The 17,899-nt window shown below is 57.0% G+C and carries 15 protein-coding genes and 1 tRNA gene; 6 read left to right on the forward strand and 10 right to left on the reverse strand.

The genetic code is table 11. From position 1 onward, the window contains the following. Nucleotides 1–356, forward strand: a 356-nt coding sequence (locus ACR0AD_RS00005) for an integrase core domain-containing protein (RefSeq protein WP_480486448.1), incomplete at its 5' end; no start/stop codon positions are given. On the opposite strand, the gene ACR0AD_RS00010 is transcribed toward ACR0AD_RS00005, so the two are convergent. The 9 genes from ACR0AD_RS00010 to ACR0AD_RS00050 all read right to left on the reverse strand — a co-directional run bounded on the left by ACR0AD_RS00010 (nucleotide 301) and on the right by ACR0AD_RS00050 (nucleotide 9,500). Next, on the reverse strand, nucleotides 301–624 hold the full coding sequence (locus ACR0AD_RS00010) for a hypothetical protein (protein ID WP_480486493.1): 324 nt from the start codon (nucleotides 622–624) through the stop codon (nucleotides 301–303). The genes ACR0AD_RS00005 and ACR0AD_RS00010 overlap by 56 nt on opposite strands. A 251-nt stretch (nucleotides 625–875) precedes the next feature. After that, on the reverse strand, nucleotides 876–2,225 hold the full coding sequence (locus tag ACR0AD_RS00015; protein ID WP_480486447.1) for a 5-methylcytosine restriction system specificity protein McrC: 1,350 nt from the start codon (nucleotides 2,223–2,225) through the stop codon (nucleotides 876–878). A gap of 224 nt (nucleotides 2,226–2,449) precedes the next feature. Then, nucleotides 2,450–3,205, reverse strand: a complete 756-nt coding sequence (locus ACR0AD_RS00020; RefSeq protein ID WP_480486445.1) for an McrB family protein — start codon at nucleotides 3,203–3,205, stop codon at nucleotides 2,450–2,452. 25 nt (nucleotides 3,206–3,230) lie between these two features. Continuing rightward, a complete protein-coding gene (locus ACR0AD_RS00025; RefSeq protein ID WP_480486443.1) occupies nucleotides 3,231–3,878 on the reverse strand; it encodes a hypothetical protein in 648 nt (215 codons plus the stop codon). After that, nucleotides 3,862–5,031: a DNA-methyltransferase gene (locus tag ACR0AD_RS00030; protein WP_480486441.1), complete on the reverse strand. Its 1,170-nt coding sequence runs from the start codon at nucleotides 5,029–5,031 to the stop codon at nucleotides 3,862–3,864. The genes ACR0AD_RS00025 and ACR0AD_RS00030 overlap by 17 nt, the downstream gene beginning before the upstream one ends. 519 nt (nucleotides 5,032–5,550) lie before the next feature. Further along, nucleotides 5,551–7,767 carry a DUF6538 domain-containing protein gene (locus ACR0AD_RS00035; RefSeq protein WP_480486439.1) on the reverse strand — a complete coding sequence of 739 codons (2,217 nt, stop codon included), beginning with the start codon at nucleotides 7,765–7,767 and terminating at the stop codon, nucleotides 5,551–5,553. Nucleotides 7,768–7,773: 6 nt separating this feature from the next. After that, nucleotides 7,774–7,848 (reverse strand) — tRNA-Gln (locus tag ACR0AD_RS00040). A 90-nt stretch (nucleotides 7,849–7,938) separates the two neighbouring features. Then, nucleotides 7,939–8,928, reverse strand: coding sequence for an NADPH:quinone reductase (locus ACR0AD_RS00045; RefSeq protein ID WP_480486437.1), 990 nt, complete (start codon nucleotides 8,926–8,928; stop codon nucleotides 7,939–7,941). A gap of 110 nt (nucleotides 8,929–9,038) precedes the next feature. Next, entirely contained in the window at nucleotides 9,039–9,500 is a 462-nt protein-coding gene (locus ACR0AD_RS00050) for an SH3 domain-containing protein (protein WP_480486491.1), read from the reverse strand. Between the two features lie 198 nt (nucleotides 9,501–9,698). Between ACR0AD_RS00050 and ACR0AD_RS00055 the strand changes: the two genes are divergently transcribed. The 5 genes from ACR0AD_RS00055 to ACR0AD_RS00075 all read left to right on the forward strand — a co-directional run bounded on the left by ACR0AD_RS00055 (nucleotide 9,699) and on the right by ACR0AD_RS00075 (nucleotide 17,514). Next, nucleotides 9,699–10,685: a 2-hydroxyacid dehydrogenase gene (locus tag ACR0AD_RS00055; RefSeq protein ID WP_480482079.1), complete on the forward strand. Its 987-nt coding sequence runs from the start codon at nucleotides 9,699–9,701 to the stop codon at nucleotides 10,683–10,685. Nucleotides 10,686–10,705: 20 nt separating this feature from the next. Next, complete coding sequence (locus ACR0AD_RS00060) at nucleotides 10,706–11,095, forward strand: GFA family protein (protein WP_480482077.1); 390 nt, start codon at nucleotides 10,706–10,708, stop codon at nucleotides 11,093–11,095. 111 nt (nucleotides 11,096–11,206) lie between these two features. Beyond that, complete coding sequence (gene ggt, locus ACR0AD_RS00065; RefSeq protein ID WP_480482075.1) at nucleotides 11,207–12,997, forward strand: gamma-glutamyltransferase; 1,791 nt, start codon at nucleotides 11,207–11,209, stop codon at nucleotides 12,995–12,997. A 93-nt stretch (nucleotides 12,998–13,090) separates the two neighbouring features. Next, on the forward strand, nucleotides 13,091–14,500 hold the full coding sequence (locus ACR0AD_RS00070) for an FAD-binding oxidoreductase (protein WP_480486435.1): 1,410 nt from the start codon (nucleotides 13,091–13,093) through the stop codon (nucleotides 14,498–14,500). Nucleotides 14,501–15,006: 506 nt separating this feature from the next. Then, nucleotides 15,007–17,514 (forward strand): GcvT family protein, encoded by a 2,508-nt coding sequence (locus ACR0AD_RS00075; protein ID WP_480486434.1) that lies wholly within the window; start codon nucleotides 15,007–15,009, stop codon nucleotides 17,512–17,514. Nucleotides 17,515–17,555: 41 nt separating this feature from the next. Here the strand turns inward: ACR0AD_RS00075 and ACR0AD_RS00080 are convergent, their stop codons facing one another. Next, entirely contained in the window at nucleotides 17,556–17,891 is a 336-nt protein-coding gene (locus ACR0AD_RS00080) for a carboxymuconolactone decarboxylase family protein (RefSeq protein ID WP_209504659.1), read from the reverse strand. Nucleotides 17,892–17,899: the final 8 nt, after the last annotated feature.

A 17,899-nucleotide genomic window follows, 5' to 3' on the forward strand; every position in this document is an offset into this window, starting at 1 on the left:
ACAACGGCAGCAGTTACATCTCTGGCGAGTTGGCGAAATGGCTGGATGAGCAGGGTATGGATCATGTTCGGGGAGCGCCCAACCATCCGCAGACCCAGGGCAAGATTGAGCGATGGCATCAGACGATGAAGAACCGTGTCCTGCTGGAAAACTACTATCTGCCAGGAGCGCTCGAACAGGCCATCGGCGACTTCATCAATCACTACAACCACAACCGATACCACGAGAGCATCAGCAATCTGACACCCGCCGATGTCTATTTCGGTCGAGCCGAAACAATCCTCAGACGCAGAAAGGAAATCAAACACCAGACAATCCAGAAACGCCGCTTGCTGCATCATCAGAACGCGGCGTAGATTGAAACTGCGGCGAGCCTGATCCTCCTAAGCCAATCAAACGCTCGTGTTCCAAATCATTCGATGACGGACAATCATCTACGGCGCTGCCTTCCTGGCGCACCTCGGGCAGTTGGAGCAACCAAAACGAGATGCGACTCTGGCTTGGCTTCATAAGCGGGTAACTCGGGAAGCTGACCGACGTTTTCTGGGGCTGCCAAATGCCTTGGAGGATAGCGGTCATGAAGGCAAGGCTTGAACCGGGCGCATCGCCATTTTTCTCCTTCATGCAGCGAACTCAAAGGGCAATGGGTTGTCAACCTGCTCCTTGGCCATTGAATGCATGTCGAAGTTCGTCTGCGATCACCCTGTTTGCAAGGCACCTCGCGCACCCCGAGGTTGCCTTGCGACCAAGGGTCTTTCTTTTTTTGCCATCCATATGCACCTCGGCGGGCACTGCCAGTCAAGCCGATGTTATACGGAAGCCAATGACGTAAAAGTAGAGTTGCTCCATGGCAACCGAGTGTTGCTATCGCCAGTTCAAAGCAACCCACGGACAGCAGAGACGAATTCCTGTTCCTCATCTTCGATGGGGGACACGTCAAGACCGACCAATCCGCTATAGACTTGGAAGCCGCCGATCGACCCGCAAAGCTCAACTTGCGGTCGGTCTCTCGGCCGTTCGGCATGCATTACCATAACGCGTGACGTGGCATACCTTGCACCGTAGACGATCACCTGATTGACGTCGGCCCTGTCAGGCATCTTTGGCGCAGGCTTGTACTTTGCGTCGATTACGAGCCTGGGCTGGCCATTCACTTCAATGACGATATCTGGAGTGACCGCCGGGTTCTTCTTGCCTGCTTCAATTGGTTCGTAGAGCAATCTCTTGGCTCCACCATCGCCCTCCTTGTTCCCGTCCTTCACTTCGATCGTCGGGTCGTCAGACAACCCCTCCCTCAGCACTCGGAGCATGTATTTTTCAAAGACTTGTGACATGTCGATCAGGATCGACGGCAGGATCGCAATTCCGCCAGACTTTCGGATCGACAACCCCAAGTCAGATACAATGAGATTTGCGACCATTAGTGCATCGGCATAGTGCTCATGGTGAACGGGAAGGTTCTTCAAATAGCCTGCAAATGCGTTGGCCGAAATGTCAGACATCAAAGGCCTTTGGACATCTTCGAGGCGAGCCAGTGCCTTTTTCATCCGGATCGTGCGATGCCGCTGTTTCGGATCTGTCAGGGTGAGGTAGCGTGCCAGGAGCTTCTCGAATGCCTGGCGAAGTAATCGGTTGGGCCCGAAGTCTGGCGTCCGTTGAAATGATGTAGACACTGCCGTCGGTCGACCAATGCGCCTTGTATACAGCTCTGTTTCGAACGGCATGATCCGACCACTGGGGCTTGAGCTTACCCTGCTTTCTCGCTGGTAAGTTTTGAGCAACCCAGCCTCCCAGATCTTATCAAATGAGCTGAGAAGTACATCCGACATCACATCGAACAGCGAGTCCACACGTTCGCCGGCATGGGCGAATAGTCGATTGTACTGCTTGAGAACTTCTGGAGAATAACCGGCGGCCATGCCGACAAGCTTTTCCAGGTTGGCTACAGGAACTCGGGTTGATACCTCCAGAGCATATGCATCGTTCAGCGGGATATACCCGACCCAGCCAGAACACTGTATGGAGGGTCGATTCTTCCGGAAGGTTGGTCGAAAGAGTTTTTGAACATCATCATAGAGGTCGAGCGATCCATCAGGCTTCACCAGCTCCTGTGGGAGCTGGATCATGTCATGTTCTTTGGCCGCAATGGGTTTTCTTGAAAGTTGAACGGACGCCGCAAGCCCTCTTCCCAGAAACGCTTGCTCGAGTGATGCTGTGTTCGCCATACGTTAGCTTGCGTCGTCCACTGGAGCGCCGTCGGCGACATCCGCGTCAACTGTTGCGTTTCCTTCGGCGGCATTCTGGTCGTCAGGAGCAGCATGGACCGGGTCAGGGAAAGCAACCGTCCAGGAACGGGTGATTTTTTCGAGTGTTGAGCGATCCAGACGGCAAGCTTTCCGGAAGAAAGGAAGTAGGCGGAAGTCCCAAGCTCGTCGTGCGCTCGTCTCGTTTACGCAGTTGATGAAGTAGCCGTGTCCGAGATGAACCATCTCATCATCAAGCTTCTGAACTGCCTCAAAGAAGCCGACAACACGATCGATGAATTCGTCAACTGCCCCTTTTTTCTTAGTATTTCCCTTAGGTTTGAGCTGCTTGGGGGCAGATCGATTTGAGCAAACCTGCGCTCCAGGGCGATGTCGAGTTCATCGACCCCTTTGTCCCAAGGATTCATCGTAGCAAGGATAATCAGGTTGGGAGGAACTCGCATGACCGCACCCGATGCCAGAGTGAACTCCTGTCCGCGCTTGTCGACCTCAATGTAGGTTAAGGCCTCGCCAAATACCCTGGCGACATCACAACGGCTGATTTCGTCAATCAGGAGAACATGTTGGACAGTCGGACGTTCTTCAGCGGCTGTGCAAATCAGTGCAAATGTTTTCTTTTGGAGCTCGAAGCCACCTCCGTCACGTGGGGCGAAACCGAGCATAAAGTCCTCGTACTGATAGGACGGGTGAAACTGAACGATCCGAACAGCATCCCGATCACCAGCAAGTGTGTGGGCGAGCCGTTTCGCATGCCAGCTTTTGCCAGTTCCAGGAGGTCCGGAAAGGATCGCGCCGGCAAAACCCATTTCGAGGGCGGCTCGCACGCTCAGCAGAAGTTCATTCGATTCCGGCAGGATCTCAATTTCTTCCTTGGCTGCCTTTGCACTATGAGGTTCGTGGTCAGCGACAGCCTCCTCTATGCCAAGTTCTTCGAGCGACATTGGCCGCACCCTTTCCGACGTGATGCTATCCATTATCCGCTACCTCCGTCTCCAGCACTTCGAGGTCGGCAGGGCTGAAGGTCTCCAAGTCGTCCTCGAACAGTGTTTCAAACACTTCCTTCTCATCAGGATTGTCCGCCGATAGCCCGAATTCCTCTCGGAAAAGCTTGACCACGCGCCCAACATCCTGGTCTTCGAGGTGAAACCCATAGTCGCGGTATAGAAACGCGGCCAAGGCTCCAGCAGGGATTTCCTTGGTCAAAAGTCGGTCCCTCGCCATTCGGGCATGGTCGGGGTGAAGGCCATACGTCGCTTCCCGGCGCTGCCCTTTGACGTCAATGACATCGATGAGTTTTCCGCCAGATCTCAAAGAGCTGGGAGCGTATGATCCTGCGACATTGGCGTTGAAGACCTCGAGGCCATGACCTCGAGACTTGAAGGGGCGAACATATGGGGTTTTGTTCGGCGCTCCAACGACTTTCAGGTATCGATCATGGAAGTCGGTTATGTCCGAAGATAGAACCGGGTGACCATTGTTTCCCTTGGTTGCGCGCAGAATCGCAAGATAGCCTGCGAAATGCTCGTGAATTTGTCGCTGCTCCAACGCTTCAATGGACCGCAGAACTGCTTCCTCTGTGAAAACGTAGGTGTTTTCGTTACTTAGCTCGACCACGCTTCTTCGACCCTTTCGACTCAGGCTTCTGAGCAAGGTCTACACCGATCGCGCTTCTACCGACAGCCCCAGCCGCCTGGAGCGTCGTACCGGTGCCCATAAACGGATCCAGCACAATTCCTGGGCGAAATGGGGCGTCACAGCCGCAATCTGTCCAGCCGGTGCTTACACGCTTGGCAAAGGTGAACTCCCGGAAGTATCCCCCCAAGGCTTCCTTGGCCTCTGCGGCGAGTGCTTTGACCGTTTCCGAATTCCTTCCAGTCCCCGACTGAACTCTCATCGCCTTGCCAGCGTCAGAGATCCCGGTTGCCTGGATGGCAGCGATGTGTTCTGGGGTCAGCCCTTTTTCATTCGCCAGCTCCATCGCGCGTTTGGCTTGCGGGCGTTCTGGGTTGAGTTGCGCCGTGCGCTCAACAATCCTTCCACGCGGCTTGCCACATGAGGTGCACACCTGCTCAGGGCAAGCGAGGGTGAGGATTCGATCTACAAGCTCGATCGGATAGGGCGCCAAATGTTTGCTTGTATTTCTCCGGAGTCCAATCTGCCAAACATCGCTCGGGCCGGTACCATTGCCGTACTTTTCAGCATAGCCGAACTGGTCGTAGTAATATCCACGACGCTTCGGCGTGAAATGGATGATATACTCATGCCGACTCTTCAGTCGGTCCTTTGCCGGATCCGGCATGCCAGAATCTTTGATCCAGACGATGCGGTTTCGAACAGTCCAACCAGCATCCTGTGCCGCAATCTCGAGCCGTCCAGGAGTATTCGCCAGTGACCCCTTGTGATAGGTGTCGCCGATATTGATGAAGACCGATCCCCAAGAAGGCAGTATTGTCTTCCAGTTCTCCATGCATTCGAGAAGGGAAGCCACGAATGCCGCCGCGGTGGGCTCCTGACCTATTTGGCCAGAAACGTCGTAGTCGCGCTTCAGCCAGTAGGGCGGCGATGTGATCACAAGATCCGCGGCGCCAGATTTCAGTGGCACTTTCCTGGCGTCACCGTGCAGAGCTTTCGTAAATGGTTTGTCGGTTGTTCTCTTTTTGGGGTCATCGCCACTTTCGTCAAGCCGACCTTCAGTGTCCAGCTTGCCCGTAAATGTTTGAGTGTTCATGGCTGTACCTGTCTTTCCTTGGCAGCGGCGGTCCGTCATGCGTTCGTTTTCATGACGGTTGTTCCGCTGATTCGAACGAGAATATCCTATTTTGTGCTCTTCGTCGAGGGTTGAGGAGGGCTTGGTGGCGCTAAATCGCAGGTCCAGCGAGTGAAGCTCTGTCGCACGAATGTCCGCAATGCGAAGTTGTGTTGCAGCGTCTGCTGTATCAGTGAACGGCAGAAATCGGGTGTGCAATCCCAGCCTTGGCTGTTTTCTCCAGGATACGTTTCTCGACTGGTGTGTCCGCGTCATCCTGCACTTTGAGGTCGGACCGGCCGTCATTTGCCTGCCTGGCCTCCAGTATTTTTTTCAGGTTTTCCGAGGCTCGAGGGAAGGACGTGATTGGACGCATTTGGCCGGGAGCAAAGGGTAATGCCTACCTGATGCTCGGAGAGGTGATCTGCGGAATAGATGTCGCCGGGCAGCTCTGACACGAAGTTACTTCCTGATTTTGCCTTGAAGACTGTTGTTCCTTTCACGAGGTAACGGCCTCGCGCCAGTGGCACCGGTCAGGGGCTAACCCATCGCCTGAAGGTGCTCGAATGCAGCGCGTTTCAGAGTGTTCTTTGGTAGTTCCAGTGGGCGTTGGGACAAAATTTCACGAAGCTTCTTTGCAGCGGACTTCATGTCGTCAAGATTGGATGCGTTACCCCGAATGAAGTGGAAGACAGGCTCGGAAGCACCCTGGTCATGAACAGTCACAGATGCAGCCTCTCCATTGTCGCCCAGAGTAACGTCAACCTTCAACACTGCAGCACTGGCCAGGTTGCAAGTTTTGATCACCGGGAAGCCATATTGGCGCCGACGGCCGATTTCGAGCTTGAAATCTGCCTTGTCGACAGCGTCTTTGAGATCTTTCGTGTGGTGGGCCGTGTAGTGAATATTCAGTACTGTTCCGTGCCGATGGCCGGCGATTGCTTGCCGCTGACCATCCGAAACCTGCGCAGAATTCAGCATGCTCGAAAGAGTTTTCCGCATGGCATAGAAGTCCTCGTCGAAATCCCCGAGCCCGAGGTGATCGAGGATGCGACGCAGGTGTTTCCCAAATGCGCTCGTAACGTCACCGCTGGTTGTCCGTCGCGCAGCCTCGGGAAAGAGAAGAATTCCATGGTCATCGGACAGCGCATGAAACCACTCGACAAACCCGAGATCCAGGAGGAGCTGAGGCACGGGGATGACGCGCTTGCTGTCTTCGGTCTTGCCTGGTTGTTCCGGACCCGTTCCGATGGCGAAGCAGTAGTGGCTGTTGCGATACCGGATATCACTGCGTTTCATCAGCAGGATTTCCTCGATCCGCGACCCGATGGTCAGGACGATAAGCGGAACCCAGTAAGTCGCGTCACGTATGATCATGGATCCGCGTTTCCAGCGGCGGTGTTCGGACAGGCACCCGGTGTAGATTGGTGAAGTCAAAAACCTTGCGAGCCGTTCCTCTGTCCAGGGCATGCGAATCTTGGGTTTGGTCACACGCACGTATAGCTCGTCATCCGGTGCCTGATCCTTAACATGTTTCTCAACTTCCTTGTAAGAGAGTGCTTCCGGCGGGTTGACGCCAAGCTCTCTGACGCTCTTGAACAGGCGGTTCAGCCCATCCCGATCTCGCCTGATGGTCGTCATCGTGCGACGCGGAACCAGTTTGTCTGCAAGGATTGCTCGTTTTTCTGCGACTGAGATGTCGCTCCGTTCCCTGATTTCTTCGGTCACCATGAGGTCGTGAGCATCGGCGGCGGGAATCTCGGTTGCTTTCAGGATTGTCTGGCCGTCCTTGTTGAAACGGTTCTTTCCGTGAGCGCGGCCCTGGCTGCGGGGCAACCTGGCTTCCCAGGCGAAGAAGGCTTTTTGCCTGTCCTTGGTGATCGCGGTGACAGGAATGTCCCCAAAGAACTCCAGTGTGAGTTTCTCAAGCGCATTGATATTGCCCTGCATCGAAGAGTTTGGGTAATTTTTCCGGGTCTGCGCCCAGCCCTGCGAAAGCAGGATGGGTTCCTGCACGAATTTGTCGAAGTCTTTGATATCGTGATCGTTGAGCAGCGGGCGGCATGCGGTGCGGATATCGTCTCCTTCGGTCACATCGCTCTCGATATCGTTGATGCGACGCTTGAGGGTTGTGACCTGGCGGCCAAGATCCGGGGAAAGCAGGCCGGGCAAGGTAAGGCCGATCATGCTGCTGGCCTTTTCCAGCAACTCCTGAACTTCCATCCAGTTCTCGCGTCGGGCAGCGCGGCGCAGCCTGTTGTTCTCTGCTTCGAGCTCTTCAATGCGCTTATCAGCGTCTTCATCGGTCAAGCTGCCCATGCTGCTTTGTTCTGCCAGGATCCGTGCCAGTTCCGCTCGGAGAGCTTCAGTCAGCAGGGCTTTGGTGTCAGCGGGGCTCAGGTCTTGAGAGTTAAAGGCGTCCACGATTTCTTTCTCCATTCGCTCGTAGACCGTGAGGAGCCTGGCGGCTCGTTTCACGGCGTCGAGCGGGAGGTCGGTACGCAGGGAAAGGCAGAGAAATGAGTTTGATTGTAAGTTTGATAGCGCCCTGGGTAGGCGTTTGCGGAAATAGAAAACCCGGCCCCTTCGCATGAGGTAAGGGCCGGCGCAGTGTTTTGGTTTCTGATGGGACGAGGCGGAGCGCTTGCGCGCATAGTGCACAACGGATGGTGTTACACCCTGTGTCACAGTTTCGGTCGACTGAGACACATTGTCCAAGATGAGCGTGGGAAAGCTCTTATTTTCTCGACTTTTCATGGAAAGTGGCTGGGGTGGTAGGATTCGAACCTACGATACACGGTACCAAAAACCGCTGCCTTACCACTTGGCTACACCCCAACGGTGAGCGGCTATCTACGATTGTTGATGGCAGGGTTCAAGAGCGTTTTGCAAAAAAAGCGAGCGCCGTAAAATTTTTTTGAAGGCCCCTCATTTGGTGTCGATCAACACCGCTCCGGTACGGTTGCCTTCCTGTACCATCGCATGGGCGGCAGCGCATTCTTCCAGTGTAAAGACCTTATGTACGGGGCAGATCAATGCGCCATCAGCCAGTGCCTTGTGTAGAGTCTCTATTGCGGCGGCGCGCAAATCTGCGGGCAGCAGGTAGATCAGGACTGCCTCGAGTGTCACGGCCTTGAACATCATGGGTCCAAAGGGAAAGACAGGTGTCATATTCCGGGCAGATCCATATGCGTTGATACGGCCGTTCTCGGCGATGACGGCAATGTTGGTGTCAAGGTTCTGTCCAAATTCGACATCGACGATTCGACCAATTGTACGTCCATCATTTGCGTCGAGAATCTGATCCGAAAGGTGTTCACCGGAGTAGTCGAGAACGACATCTGCACCGGCTGCCTTGACCCGGTCAAAGCTGCGGGTGCTGGCCGTTGCGATCACATTGGCTCCGGCCCATTTGGCAAGCTGGACAGCCAGATACCCGACAGTACCCGCCCCACCATGGATCAAAATGGTTTGCCCGCGCGGCGTGCCGCCCGAGAACACTGCGTGGCTTGCGGTAAGGCCCGGAATTCCAAGAATCGCTCCGGTTTCAAGTGACACCGTCTCGGGCAGTTCCACAGCCTGAGATTCAGGCAGGGTGATGTGGCTGGCAGCTGTACCGAACGCGCGTTGCCATTGCCCGTTCCAAATCCACACGCGCTGACCAATCCGCGTCGCGGGTACGCCATCACCCACTGCTGTGATGATCCCAGCTCCGTCACTGTGCGGAACGATCAGCGGAAACGGAGGTTCTGTGACACCTGGCCGGGTTCCCGCGCGGGCCTTGACGTCCGAGGGATTTACGCCGGAATAAGACAACTCGACCGTGACTTCACCCGGTCCAGGCGGAACTGGGGGAATATCCTGTATGCGCAAGACATCGACAGCGTCTCCGAAGGCTGAATAGGTGACTGCGCGCATAGGGTCCTCCGTTTAGGTCGAGTTAAGCGGCGATTGGGCCGGTAACTCAAACAGCTTGTCGCGCTTTTTCGGGGCGATGCGCAACCGCGGATACCGGAATTGTCTTTCGCCTATTCCCGAATTTCGGAAGAATCGACGCCCCAAAGGTTCGATTTCAGTGTCCAGCCACGGTATCCGCCGGCGGTGATCCTGCACCAGTCCAGCGAACAGGCTCCAAGGCGCGCCACCACTCCGGTCTCGAAATGGGCATTCACGGGCGAGGTCGGGTCGGGGCGGGCATAAACAGGCAGCATCTCGGATTCGATCAGCACCGTTCGGACGCCAGACAACAAGGCATAGTGAACCCAGCCACCCGCGCCGTCGCGGTCTTGGACCTTGCGCCAGTTGCCGTATTCGGCAGTGACCTGCAGCGGCATGCCACGCCTTTTGAATACCCAATCGATTCGGTGGGTTAGGGATGGTCCGCGCCGCACGTTCCCTTCGGCTGCCTTCATCGACACATATCGGGGCAGGGGCAGGTTGGTGACCGATCCGCGTTTGACTTCGGCATGTGCGGCGTAGGCACCGAACATGACCAGAAATGCGGAAACTACCGCCAAAGATCGGCGTTTTACCGGTCGAATACCACTCACTGACTGCCCGCTCTTATGCCTGTTGATCCGGTTTTGAAAAAAGGTCGACTCAATGCCATTGGGGTTCTTGTGCCCCGCCTTATCCTGCGCCACGATGCCATGGCGCGCGTCCGTTTGCAAAGCAGTGGGAGAGCCGAGGTGCCAAGAGAACGTTTAAGTGTTGTCGTTACGCGACGGTTGCCTGAGGCAGTAGAAACCCGGTTAAGCGAATTGTTTGACGTGCGCCTGCGCGACGACGACACCCCAATGACGCGTGAAGAATTAGTAGCAGCGGTGCAGGATGCCGATGTTCTGGTGCCTACGGTGACCGATACCATTGATGGCGGGCTATTGGGTCAGGCAGGTGAAAAACTGCGGCTGATCGCCAATTACGGGGCCGGTGTCGACAATATCGATGTGGCGACGGCGCGGCAGCGCGGCATATTGGTGTCCAACACGCCCGGTGTGCTGACCGACGACACGGCAGATATGACCATGGCCCTGATTCTCGCTGTCACACGGCGCATTCCCGAAGGGTTGAGCGTCATGCAGCAAGGCGACTGGACCGGGTGGGCCCCCACCGCGTTTCTGGGTGGTCGCATTGGCGGGCGGCGTTTGGGTATTCTGGGCATGGGCCGGATCGGACAGGCTGTGGCCCGCCGCGCCAAGGCGTTTGGTATGCAGATCCATTATCACAACCGCCGCAGATTGCGCCCAGAGATTGAGCAAGAACTAGAGGCGACCTATTGGGAAAGCCTGGATCAGATGGTGGCGCGTATGGATGTGATATCTATCAACTGCCCATCGACACCGTCTACCTTCCACCTGATGAACGCGCGCCGCCTAAAGCTGATGAAACCCTCGGCAGTGATCGTGAATACTTCGCGGGGTGAGGTTATTGACGAGAACGCTTTGACCCGGATGATCCGCGCGGGGGAAATTGCGGGCGCGGGGCTGGATGTCTACGAACAGGGAACCGGTGTGAACCCGCGCTTGCGGCAGTTGCCGAACGTGGTTCTACTGCCGCATATGGGGTCGGCCACGCTGGAGGGCCGGGTTGAGATGGGTGAAAAAGTCATCATCAACATCAAAACCTTCGAAGATGGCCACCGCCCACCGGATCAGGTTGTGCCTGCGATGCTCTGACGCGTCGGAAAGGATCATGGATGGACGTGTTTGAAGGGGGATGCCGTTGTGGAAAACTGCGCGTCACGGCTTCGGGTTGTCCTCTTCGCGTCGGGATTTGCCATTGTCTGGACTGCCGCAAACACCACGGCGCGTTGTTTTATGCGGCGGCTATTTTTCCGGCGGATGCGGTTAAGATCACCGGAAATGTGAAAGGTTATTCCGACCGGTACTTTTGCCCTGATTGCGGATCTCCGGTATTTGCCCGAAGCGGTGCCGAAGTCGAAGTGCATCTGGGCTGTCTTGACGCGCCTGACCAATTCATACCGACATATGAATGCTGGACCAAACGACGCGAGGCGTGGCTACCCGAATTTGCCGAGACAACCCGCTATGATCAGGATCGTCGCGCCGAAGAAACCGAACCGTAGGGGAAATGGCGAAACTTCGCTGTGATAACACGCTGCCATGCCTGATCGTTGCAGAGGGGGCAAAATCCTTACAGGATTGAAAATAAAGATTGTATTGGAGGGTTAGAACAGATGAGACATGTTTCAGCACTGCTGCTTACTACCGCACTTGCTATTTCGACACCGGGGTTCGCGCAGGAAACAGCCGATGCCGTTGCACCCGAAGCCGCGACAGAAGGGCAGGTTCAGGCGATGACCGACGAGGTTATTGCGGCCCTCGAAGCCAAGCTTGAGGGAGTCCCGGTCACATCCGAAAACTGGATGATAGCTGCGGCCAATCCGCTGGCGGTCGAGGCCGGGGCCAAAGTGCTGCGCGCGGGCGGGTCTGCCGCGGATGCGATGGTTGCCGTGCAGGTCGTGCTGGGGCTGGTCGAGCCGCAATCTTCTGGTCTGGGCGGGGGTGCGTTTCTGGTTTGGTACGACGCGGCCAGCGGGCAGATGACAACGCTGGACGGGCGCGAAACGGCCCCCCTTGCCGCTACCCCGACGCTGTTTCAGGATGAAAACGGCGAGCCGCTGAAATTCTTCGATGCGGTGGTGGGCGGATTGTCGGTGGGTACACCGGGTACGCCTGCACTGCTGGAAGAGGCGCATCGAAGATGGGGGCGCGCGTCTTGGCCCGGACTGTTTGCCGACGGAATCCGATTGGCGGATGAAGGGTTTCTGGTTTCCCCGCGTCTGGCCAGCCTTGTAGAAAACGATGCTGACCGCCTGTCGCGCTTTCCCGAAACAGCCGCATATTTCCTGCCTGACGGTCAGCCGTTGCAGCAGGGGCAGCGGTTGATGAACCCGGATTATGCCGAAACATTGCGCGTGCTGGCCAGCGATGGCGCTGCCGGTTTTTACGGAGGTGAGATCGCTGCGGATATCGTGCGAACTGTTCGCAATGCCCCAGGAAATCCCGGCGTTCTTGCAGGGGTGGATTTGGCGCTCTACCAGGTGATCGAACGTGAACCGGTCTGTGCCGAATACCGCGCCTACGAGGTTTGCGGCATGGGCCCGCCGTCGTCGGGTGCGCTGACCGTCGGGCAGATTCTGGGGATGTTGAACAGCTATGATCTTGCAGCAATGGGCGCTGAGAGCGCCGAGGCATGGCGCCTGATCGGCGATGCTTCGCGCCTCGCCTTTGCGGATCGTGGGCGGTACATGGCCGATAGCGATTTCATACCCATGCCCACCAAGGGGCTGGTTGATCCGGGTTATTTGACCCAGCGGGCGGCATTGCTGGAAGGCGAAATGGCCTTGTCCGAGGTCGCACCGGGCCAACCGGAATTTGACCATGCTTTGATTTGGGCAGACGACGTGTCGCTGGAGCTGCCGTCAACCTCGCATATCTCGATCGTGGACAGCTATGGCAATGTGCTGTCGATGACGACGACGATCGAGAATGGTTTTGGGTCGCGCCTGATGACAAACGGGTTCCTGCTGAACAACGAGCTTACTGATTTCTCGTTCAAGACACACAGCGACGGTGTGCCGATTGCCAACCGGCTGGAGCCTGGCAAGCGTCCGCGCTCATCCATGAGCCCGACTATCGTGTTGCAGGATGGCGAGCCGGTTCTGGCTATCGGGTCTCCGGGCGGCAGCCGGATTATCGGCTATGTCGCCAAGTCCATCATCGCCTGGGCCGATTGGGGAATGGACGTGCAGCAGGCGGTTTCCCTGCCTCATCTGGTCAACCGGTTCGGAACATATGATGTTGAGGCGGCGACTTCTGCGGAAGGATTTACAGACGCGCTTGCTCAGTTGGGTTTTGAAGTCAACGCACGCGACCTGACTTCGGGGCTGCACGCCATCGAAATCGGTGACGGGCTGAGCGGTGGTGCCGACCCGCGCCGCGAAGGGATTGCGCTGGGCGAATAGACCCTCGGTATTAGTGGGGATTGCCTGCTTTCAACGGGCCTTTTAGTCATAGGCTGAAAGGCCCGAAATGTTTTGGGGCAGGGGAGGATGACAATGGTGCAGGCAACCGCATTGCCAAGGAATGAAGCTGGTATTGAAACCGTCATAAGCATTCTCAAGCAGCGCTTTGGCGACAGGTTGCAAACGGGTGCCGCTGTCCGTGAACAACATGGGCACACCACGACCTGGATCGAAAACCAAAGCCCCGATGCCGTGGTTTTCCCGCATTCGACGCAGGATGTTTCGGACATCGTCAAAACCTGCGCGGCGCACCGGGTGCCAGTGATCCCGTTCGGAACAGGAACATCACTGGAAGGGCATGTAAATGCGCCGGCGGGGGGCGTCTCGGTCGATCTGACACAAATGGATAGTGTGCTTGCAGTTCATGCCCAGGATCTGGATTGTGTCGTGCAGCCCGGTGTCACGCGCGAAGCGTTGAATACCCATCTGCGCGATCTGGGCCTGTTCTTTCCGATTGATCCCGGGGCGAATGCGTCGCTGGGTGGGATGGCTGCCACTCGTGCGTCGGGCACCAATGCGGTGCGCTATGGGACGATGAAGGACAACGTTCTCAGCCTTGAAGCCGTGATGCCAGACGGTCAGATCATCCGTACCGGGCACCGGGCCAAGAAATCTTCGGCCGGCTATGATCTGGCCCGTCTTCTGATCGGGGCGGAAGGCACGCTGGGAATCATCACCGAGCTGACATTGCGGTTGCAGGGTATCCCCGAATCCATCAGTTCGGCGCGGTGTTCCTTTCCGACAGTCGATGCCGCGTGCCGTGCGGTGATGATGACCATTCAGTACGGCATCCCGGTTGCCCGGATCGAGTTGCTGGACGAGTTGTCGGTTCAGGCCGCCAACGCCTATTCCGGGCTGAGTCTGCCGGATACACCATTGTTGTTGCTGGAATTTCACGGCTCGGAAAGTGGTGCCGTAGAGCAGGCTGAAACCTTTGGTCAGATCGCCGAAGAATTTGGTGGCACAGACTTCGCGGCAACTTCGACCACCGAAGAACGGAACAAACTTTGGCAGGCACGGCACGATATGTATTGGGCGTGTCTGCAATTGCGCCCCGGTGCGCGGGGCATCTCGACCGATGTCTGCGTACCGATCTCGCGTTTGGCCGAGTGTGTGACCGAAACGCAGAAAAAAGCTGCTGGCCTCGGCTTGTTGGCGCCCATCGTGGGCCATGTGGGGGACGGCAATTTCCATACGCTGCTGCTGATCGACATGGAAAACGTTGAAGAAGTTGCCAAGGCCGAGGCGTTTGTCGGCTGGCTGAACGACATGGCGATATCCATGGAAGGCACATGTACCGGTGAACATGGCATCGGGCAGGGAAAGCGGCCTTATCTGACCAGGGAACTGGGCGCCGCCACGCGGTACATGGCAGCGATCAAGGCCGCGCTGGACCCAGACAACATCATGAATCCTGGCAAGATCTTGTCGGACGACACGTAGCCGTATTCGCCTCTGTTCCGTGTTTACGCCCTCAAAACGTCCACATGTTCTGGTTTCACGGGGTTGAGGACAGAGGATGGGCGACATGCGCGCAAAATATCTGGCGGGGTTTGTAGCCATCTGCGGGTTGGCCGTTGCAGGGTAGGACTATGTTCAGCAAGCAAAAGCATCGGAAAATGGTCTGGGCATGAAGGAATATCTTGCCTCGGTATCCTCGCGTGTCGGTCTTTCTGACGGCTGGTTCACGGCAGAGGCGCAGGCTTCGCCATCACGGGAACCGGCGGTGAAGAATCCCTCGGAAGAAATTGGCAAAATGGTCTGCGTCTCGGTCGGAACAAGCAAACGTTGCCGTTCCGGTGGTTGAGGGCAGCGGTCCAACGAATGAATTGCGACCCGCTTTCGATATTCGGGTCGTTTTTTTCATATCACTGGTCGGATGAATGTCGCGCTTTCCCCCTTAAGTGCGCCATATGGTGTCAACTGATTTCAAGGGGAGACGCCCGGTTATGAAAACCCAAGTCAAAGCATTGGTCGTAGGCGGCGGCGCCGTCGGGACCTCGATTGCCTATCATCTGGCCAAAGCGGGCTGGGACGATGTGATGTTGATCGAACGGGACGAACTGACGTCCGGGTCCACCTGGCACGCCGCGGGCCTGTTGCCGCTGTTCAACATGTCCTATGCGACGACCCATATCCACAAGTATTCGGTGGATTTCTACAAGACGCTTGAGGAAGAAACCGGCCTGAATGCAGGCTTCGCGGTTGTGGGCAACCTGCGCATGGCACAGACGCAAGAGCGTATGGACGAATACATGCTCTATGCCTCGACCGCCGAAACCTGTGATGTGAAATACGAATGGCTGACCCCGGACCAGATCAAGGAACGCTGGCCGCTGATCGAGACATCGGATCTGAAGGGCGCGATCTATCACACCGAGGACGGCTATATTAACCCTGCCGACGTGACCCAAGCGATGGCCAAGGGGGCCCGTCAGCGTGGCGTCGAAATCGTGCGCAAGATGCAGGCTGACGCCTTCCATTGGAACGGCACGCACTGGGAAGTGACCTGCACCAAGATGGTCGAAAAGGGCGGCAACCTGGTGCCTTCCGACGAGCAGGTCGTAATCACCGCCGAACATGTTGTGACCGCGTCGGGCAACCACGCGCAGCGCACTGCCAAGATGCTGGGCATCAAAATGCCTGCAATCCCGGTCGAACACACCTTTATCGTCATGGACAAAGACCCCGAGTTGGTCAAATGGCGCGAAGCAGGCAACCCAGAGCACCCCGTTGTCCGCGATGCCGACAACGAATCCTATGCACGTGAAGAACGCGGTGGCTGGATTCTTGGCATCTATGAACACGGCGCCCCTGCGCAGTTCGAATTCGGCGTTCCGGACAGCTTCCGCGCCGACCTGTTCCCGCTGGATCTGGACCGGATCGCCGAGCAGTACATGGCAATGGCCGAGCGCGTGCCGTCCTGTGCCGAATCCGGCCTGAAGGATGATTTCAACGGCCCGATCTGCTATACACCGGATGGCAACCCGCTGGTTGGTCCGGCTCCGGGTTTGCGCAACATGTGGCTGGCTGAGGGTTTCAGCTTTGGCATCACCGCTGCGGGCGGCACCGGCTATTATCTGGCACAGATGATGGTCGATGGCGAAGCCGAGATCGACATGGCATCGCTGGACCCTAAGCGTTACAGCAGCAACTGGATGACCACCGAGTTCGCGGCACGCAAGAATGAAGAATGCTACGAGCATGTCTACATCCTGCACCACCCGGATGAAGAGCGTGAAGCCTGCCGTCCGCTACGGACCGTTCCGGCCTATGATCGCCAGAAAGCCCGCGGTGCTCAATTCGGCTGGGTGAATGGCTGGGAACGCCCGAACTATTACGGCCCGCTGGACGCGCCCGAGAATTTCGACAAGGAAGCACGCTCGTTCCGCCGTGGCGGCTGGTGGCAATATGCCGTCGAAGAGGCCAAAGCGATCCGCGAAGGCGTTGGCCTGATCGACGCATCGGCCTTCACCAAGCATGTTGTCAAAGGCCCCGGTGCCACGCAGTTCCTGGATTGGTTCACCTGCAACAAGCTGCCCAAGGTCGGTCGTATCAACCTGACCTACGCGCTGACCTCGAATGGCACCACCCGCACCGAATACACCATCGTCCGCAATGGCGAGAACAACTACTACATCGTCTCTGCCGGTGCATGGACCGAGTACGACGCCGACTACCTGCGTAAAGCGGCCGAGGACAAGATGGCGGAGTTCGGTTACATCGAAATCCAGGACGTGACCACGCAATGGGGCGTCTTCGCCATCGCCGGACCCAAGTCGCGTGACGTTCTGAAAGAAGTCATCAAGGACGCCGATCCGGAAACCGCACTGTCCAACAAGCGCTTCCCGTGGTTGTCGGCCCGTCAGATCGAGTTGGGCATGTGCCCGGTCAACGCGATCCGCGTGGCCTATACCGGTGAGCTGGGCTGGGAACTGCACCATCCGATCGAGATGCAGAACTACCTGTTCGACCTGCTGGAAAAAGCCGGTGAAAAGCACGGCATGAAACTGGTTGGTGCCCGTGCCCAGAACTGGCTGCGTCAGGAGAAGTCCTATCGCGCCTTTGGCACCGAACTGGGCCGCGATGCGACCCCGCTGGAAGCCGACCTGCCGCGCTTTGTCGACCTGTCCAAGGACTTCCACGGCAAGGCCAAGCTGGAAGAGACCGGTGTGCGCGTCAAGTGCTGCACCTTGCTGATCGACGGTCCGGCCGATGCTGACCCCTGGGGCCGCGAGGCGCTGTATACGCCGGAAGGCGAGCGTGTAGGTCGACTGACCTCGGGCGGCTATTCTGTCGCGTTCGAGAAGTCGATCGGCATGGGCTATGTGAAGCCTGATCTGGCGGTCGAAGGCACCAAGCTGAAGGTCAAGATGCAGGACAAGTTGTGGGATGCTGTCGTGACATGCGACAGCCCCTATGATCCGAAAAACGAAACCATCCGCAAGGACGGCTGATCAATCTAAGGCCCCGGAATTTCCGGGGCCTTTTCTGTTGGTTACGCGGATAGTTCGTCGAAACATTCCAACGCCTTGGCAGCATACATCATGGCTGGTCCACCACCCATCTGAATAGCCATACCCAAAACGTCGGACACCTCTTCGCGCGTTGCGCCCGCTTTGACCAACGCATCGGTGTGCAGAGTAATGCAGGGCTCGCAGCGGAGCGACACCGACATGCCCAACGCAATAAATTCCTTGGTTTTATAGTCGAGCGTTCCGCCTTCCTTCACTGCCTTCCCAAGCGCGCCGAATGCGCGCGAAGTGTCGGGAATGGCCCCGTTGAGGTTGCGCAAACTGGTGCGCGTCGCCGAGAGCTTTTCTTGCCAAGCCATATTGAGTG

This window comes from Ruegeria sp. BH8 (assembly GCF_056538065.1).

Bases quoted from the DNA above. Each gene is read 5' to 3' on its own strand.
- ACR0AD_RS00010 (WP_480486493.1), bottom strand. From the start codon at position 624: ATGAAGGAGAAAAATGGCGATGCGCCCGGTTCAAGCCTTGCCTTCATG.
- ACR0AD_RS00015 (WP_480486447.1), bottom strand. From the start codon at position 2,225: ATGGCGAACACAGCATCACTCGAGCAAGCGTTTCTGGGAAGAGGGCTT.
- ACR0AD_RS00020 (WP_480486445.1), bottom strand. From the start codon at position 3,205: ATGTCGCTCGAAGAACTTGGCATAGAGGAGGCTGTCGCTGACCACGAA.
- ACR0AD_RS00030 (WP_480486441.1), bottom strand. From the start codon at position 5,031: ATGACGGACCGCCGCTGCCAAGGAAAGACAGGTACAGCCATGAACACT.
- ACR0AD_RS00035 (WP_480486439.1), bottom strand. From the start codon at position 7,767: ATGAAAAGTCGAGAAAATAAGAGCTTTCCCACGCTCATCTTGGACAAT.
- ACR0AD_RS00045 (WP_480486437.1), bottom strand. From the start codon at position 8,928: ATGCGCGCAGTCACCTATTCAGCCTTCGGAGACGCTGTCGATGTCTTG.
- ACR0AD_RS00050 (WP_480486491.1), bottom strand. From the start codon at position 9,500: ATGTTCGGTGCCTACGCCGCACATGCCGAAGTCAAACGCGGATCGGTC.
- ACR0AD_RS00060 (WP_480482077.1), top strand. From the start codon at position 10,706: ATGGACGTGTTTGAAGGGGGATGCCGTTGTGGAAAACTGCGCGTCACG.
- ggt (WP_480482075.1), top strand. From the start codon at position 11,207: ATGAGACATGTTTCAGCACTGCTGCTTACTACCGCACTTGCTATTTCG.
- ACR0AD_RS00070 (WP_480486435.1), top strand. From the start codon at position 13,091: ATGGTGCAGGCAACCGCATTGCCAAGGAATGAAGCTGGTATTGAAACC.
- ACR0AD_RS00075 (WP_480486434.1), top strand. From the start codon at position 15,007: ATGAAAACCCAAGTCAAAGCATTGGTCGTAGGCGGCGGCGCCGTCGGG.
- ACR0AD_RS00080 (WP_209504659.1), bottom strand. From the start codon at position 17,891: ATGGCTTGGCAAGAAAAGCTCTCGGCGACGCGCACCAGTTTGCGCAAC.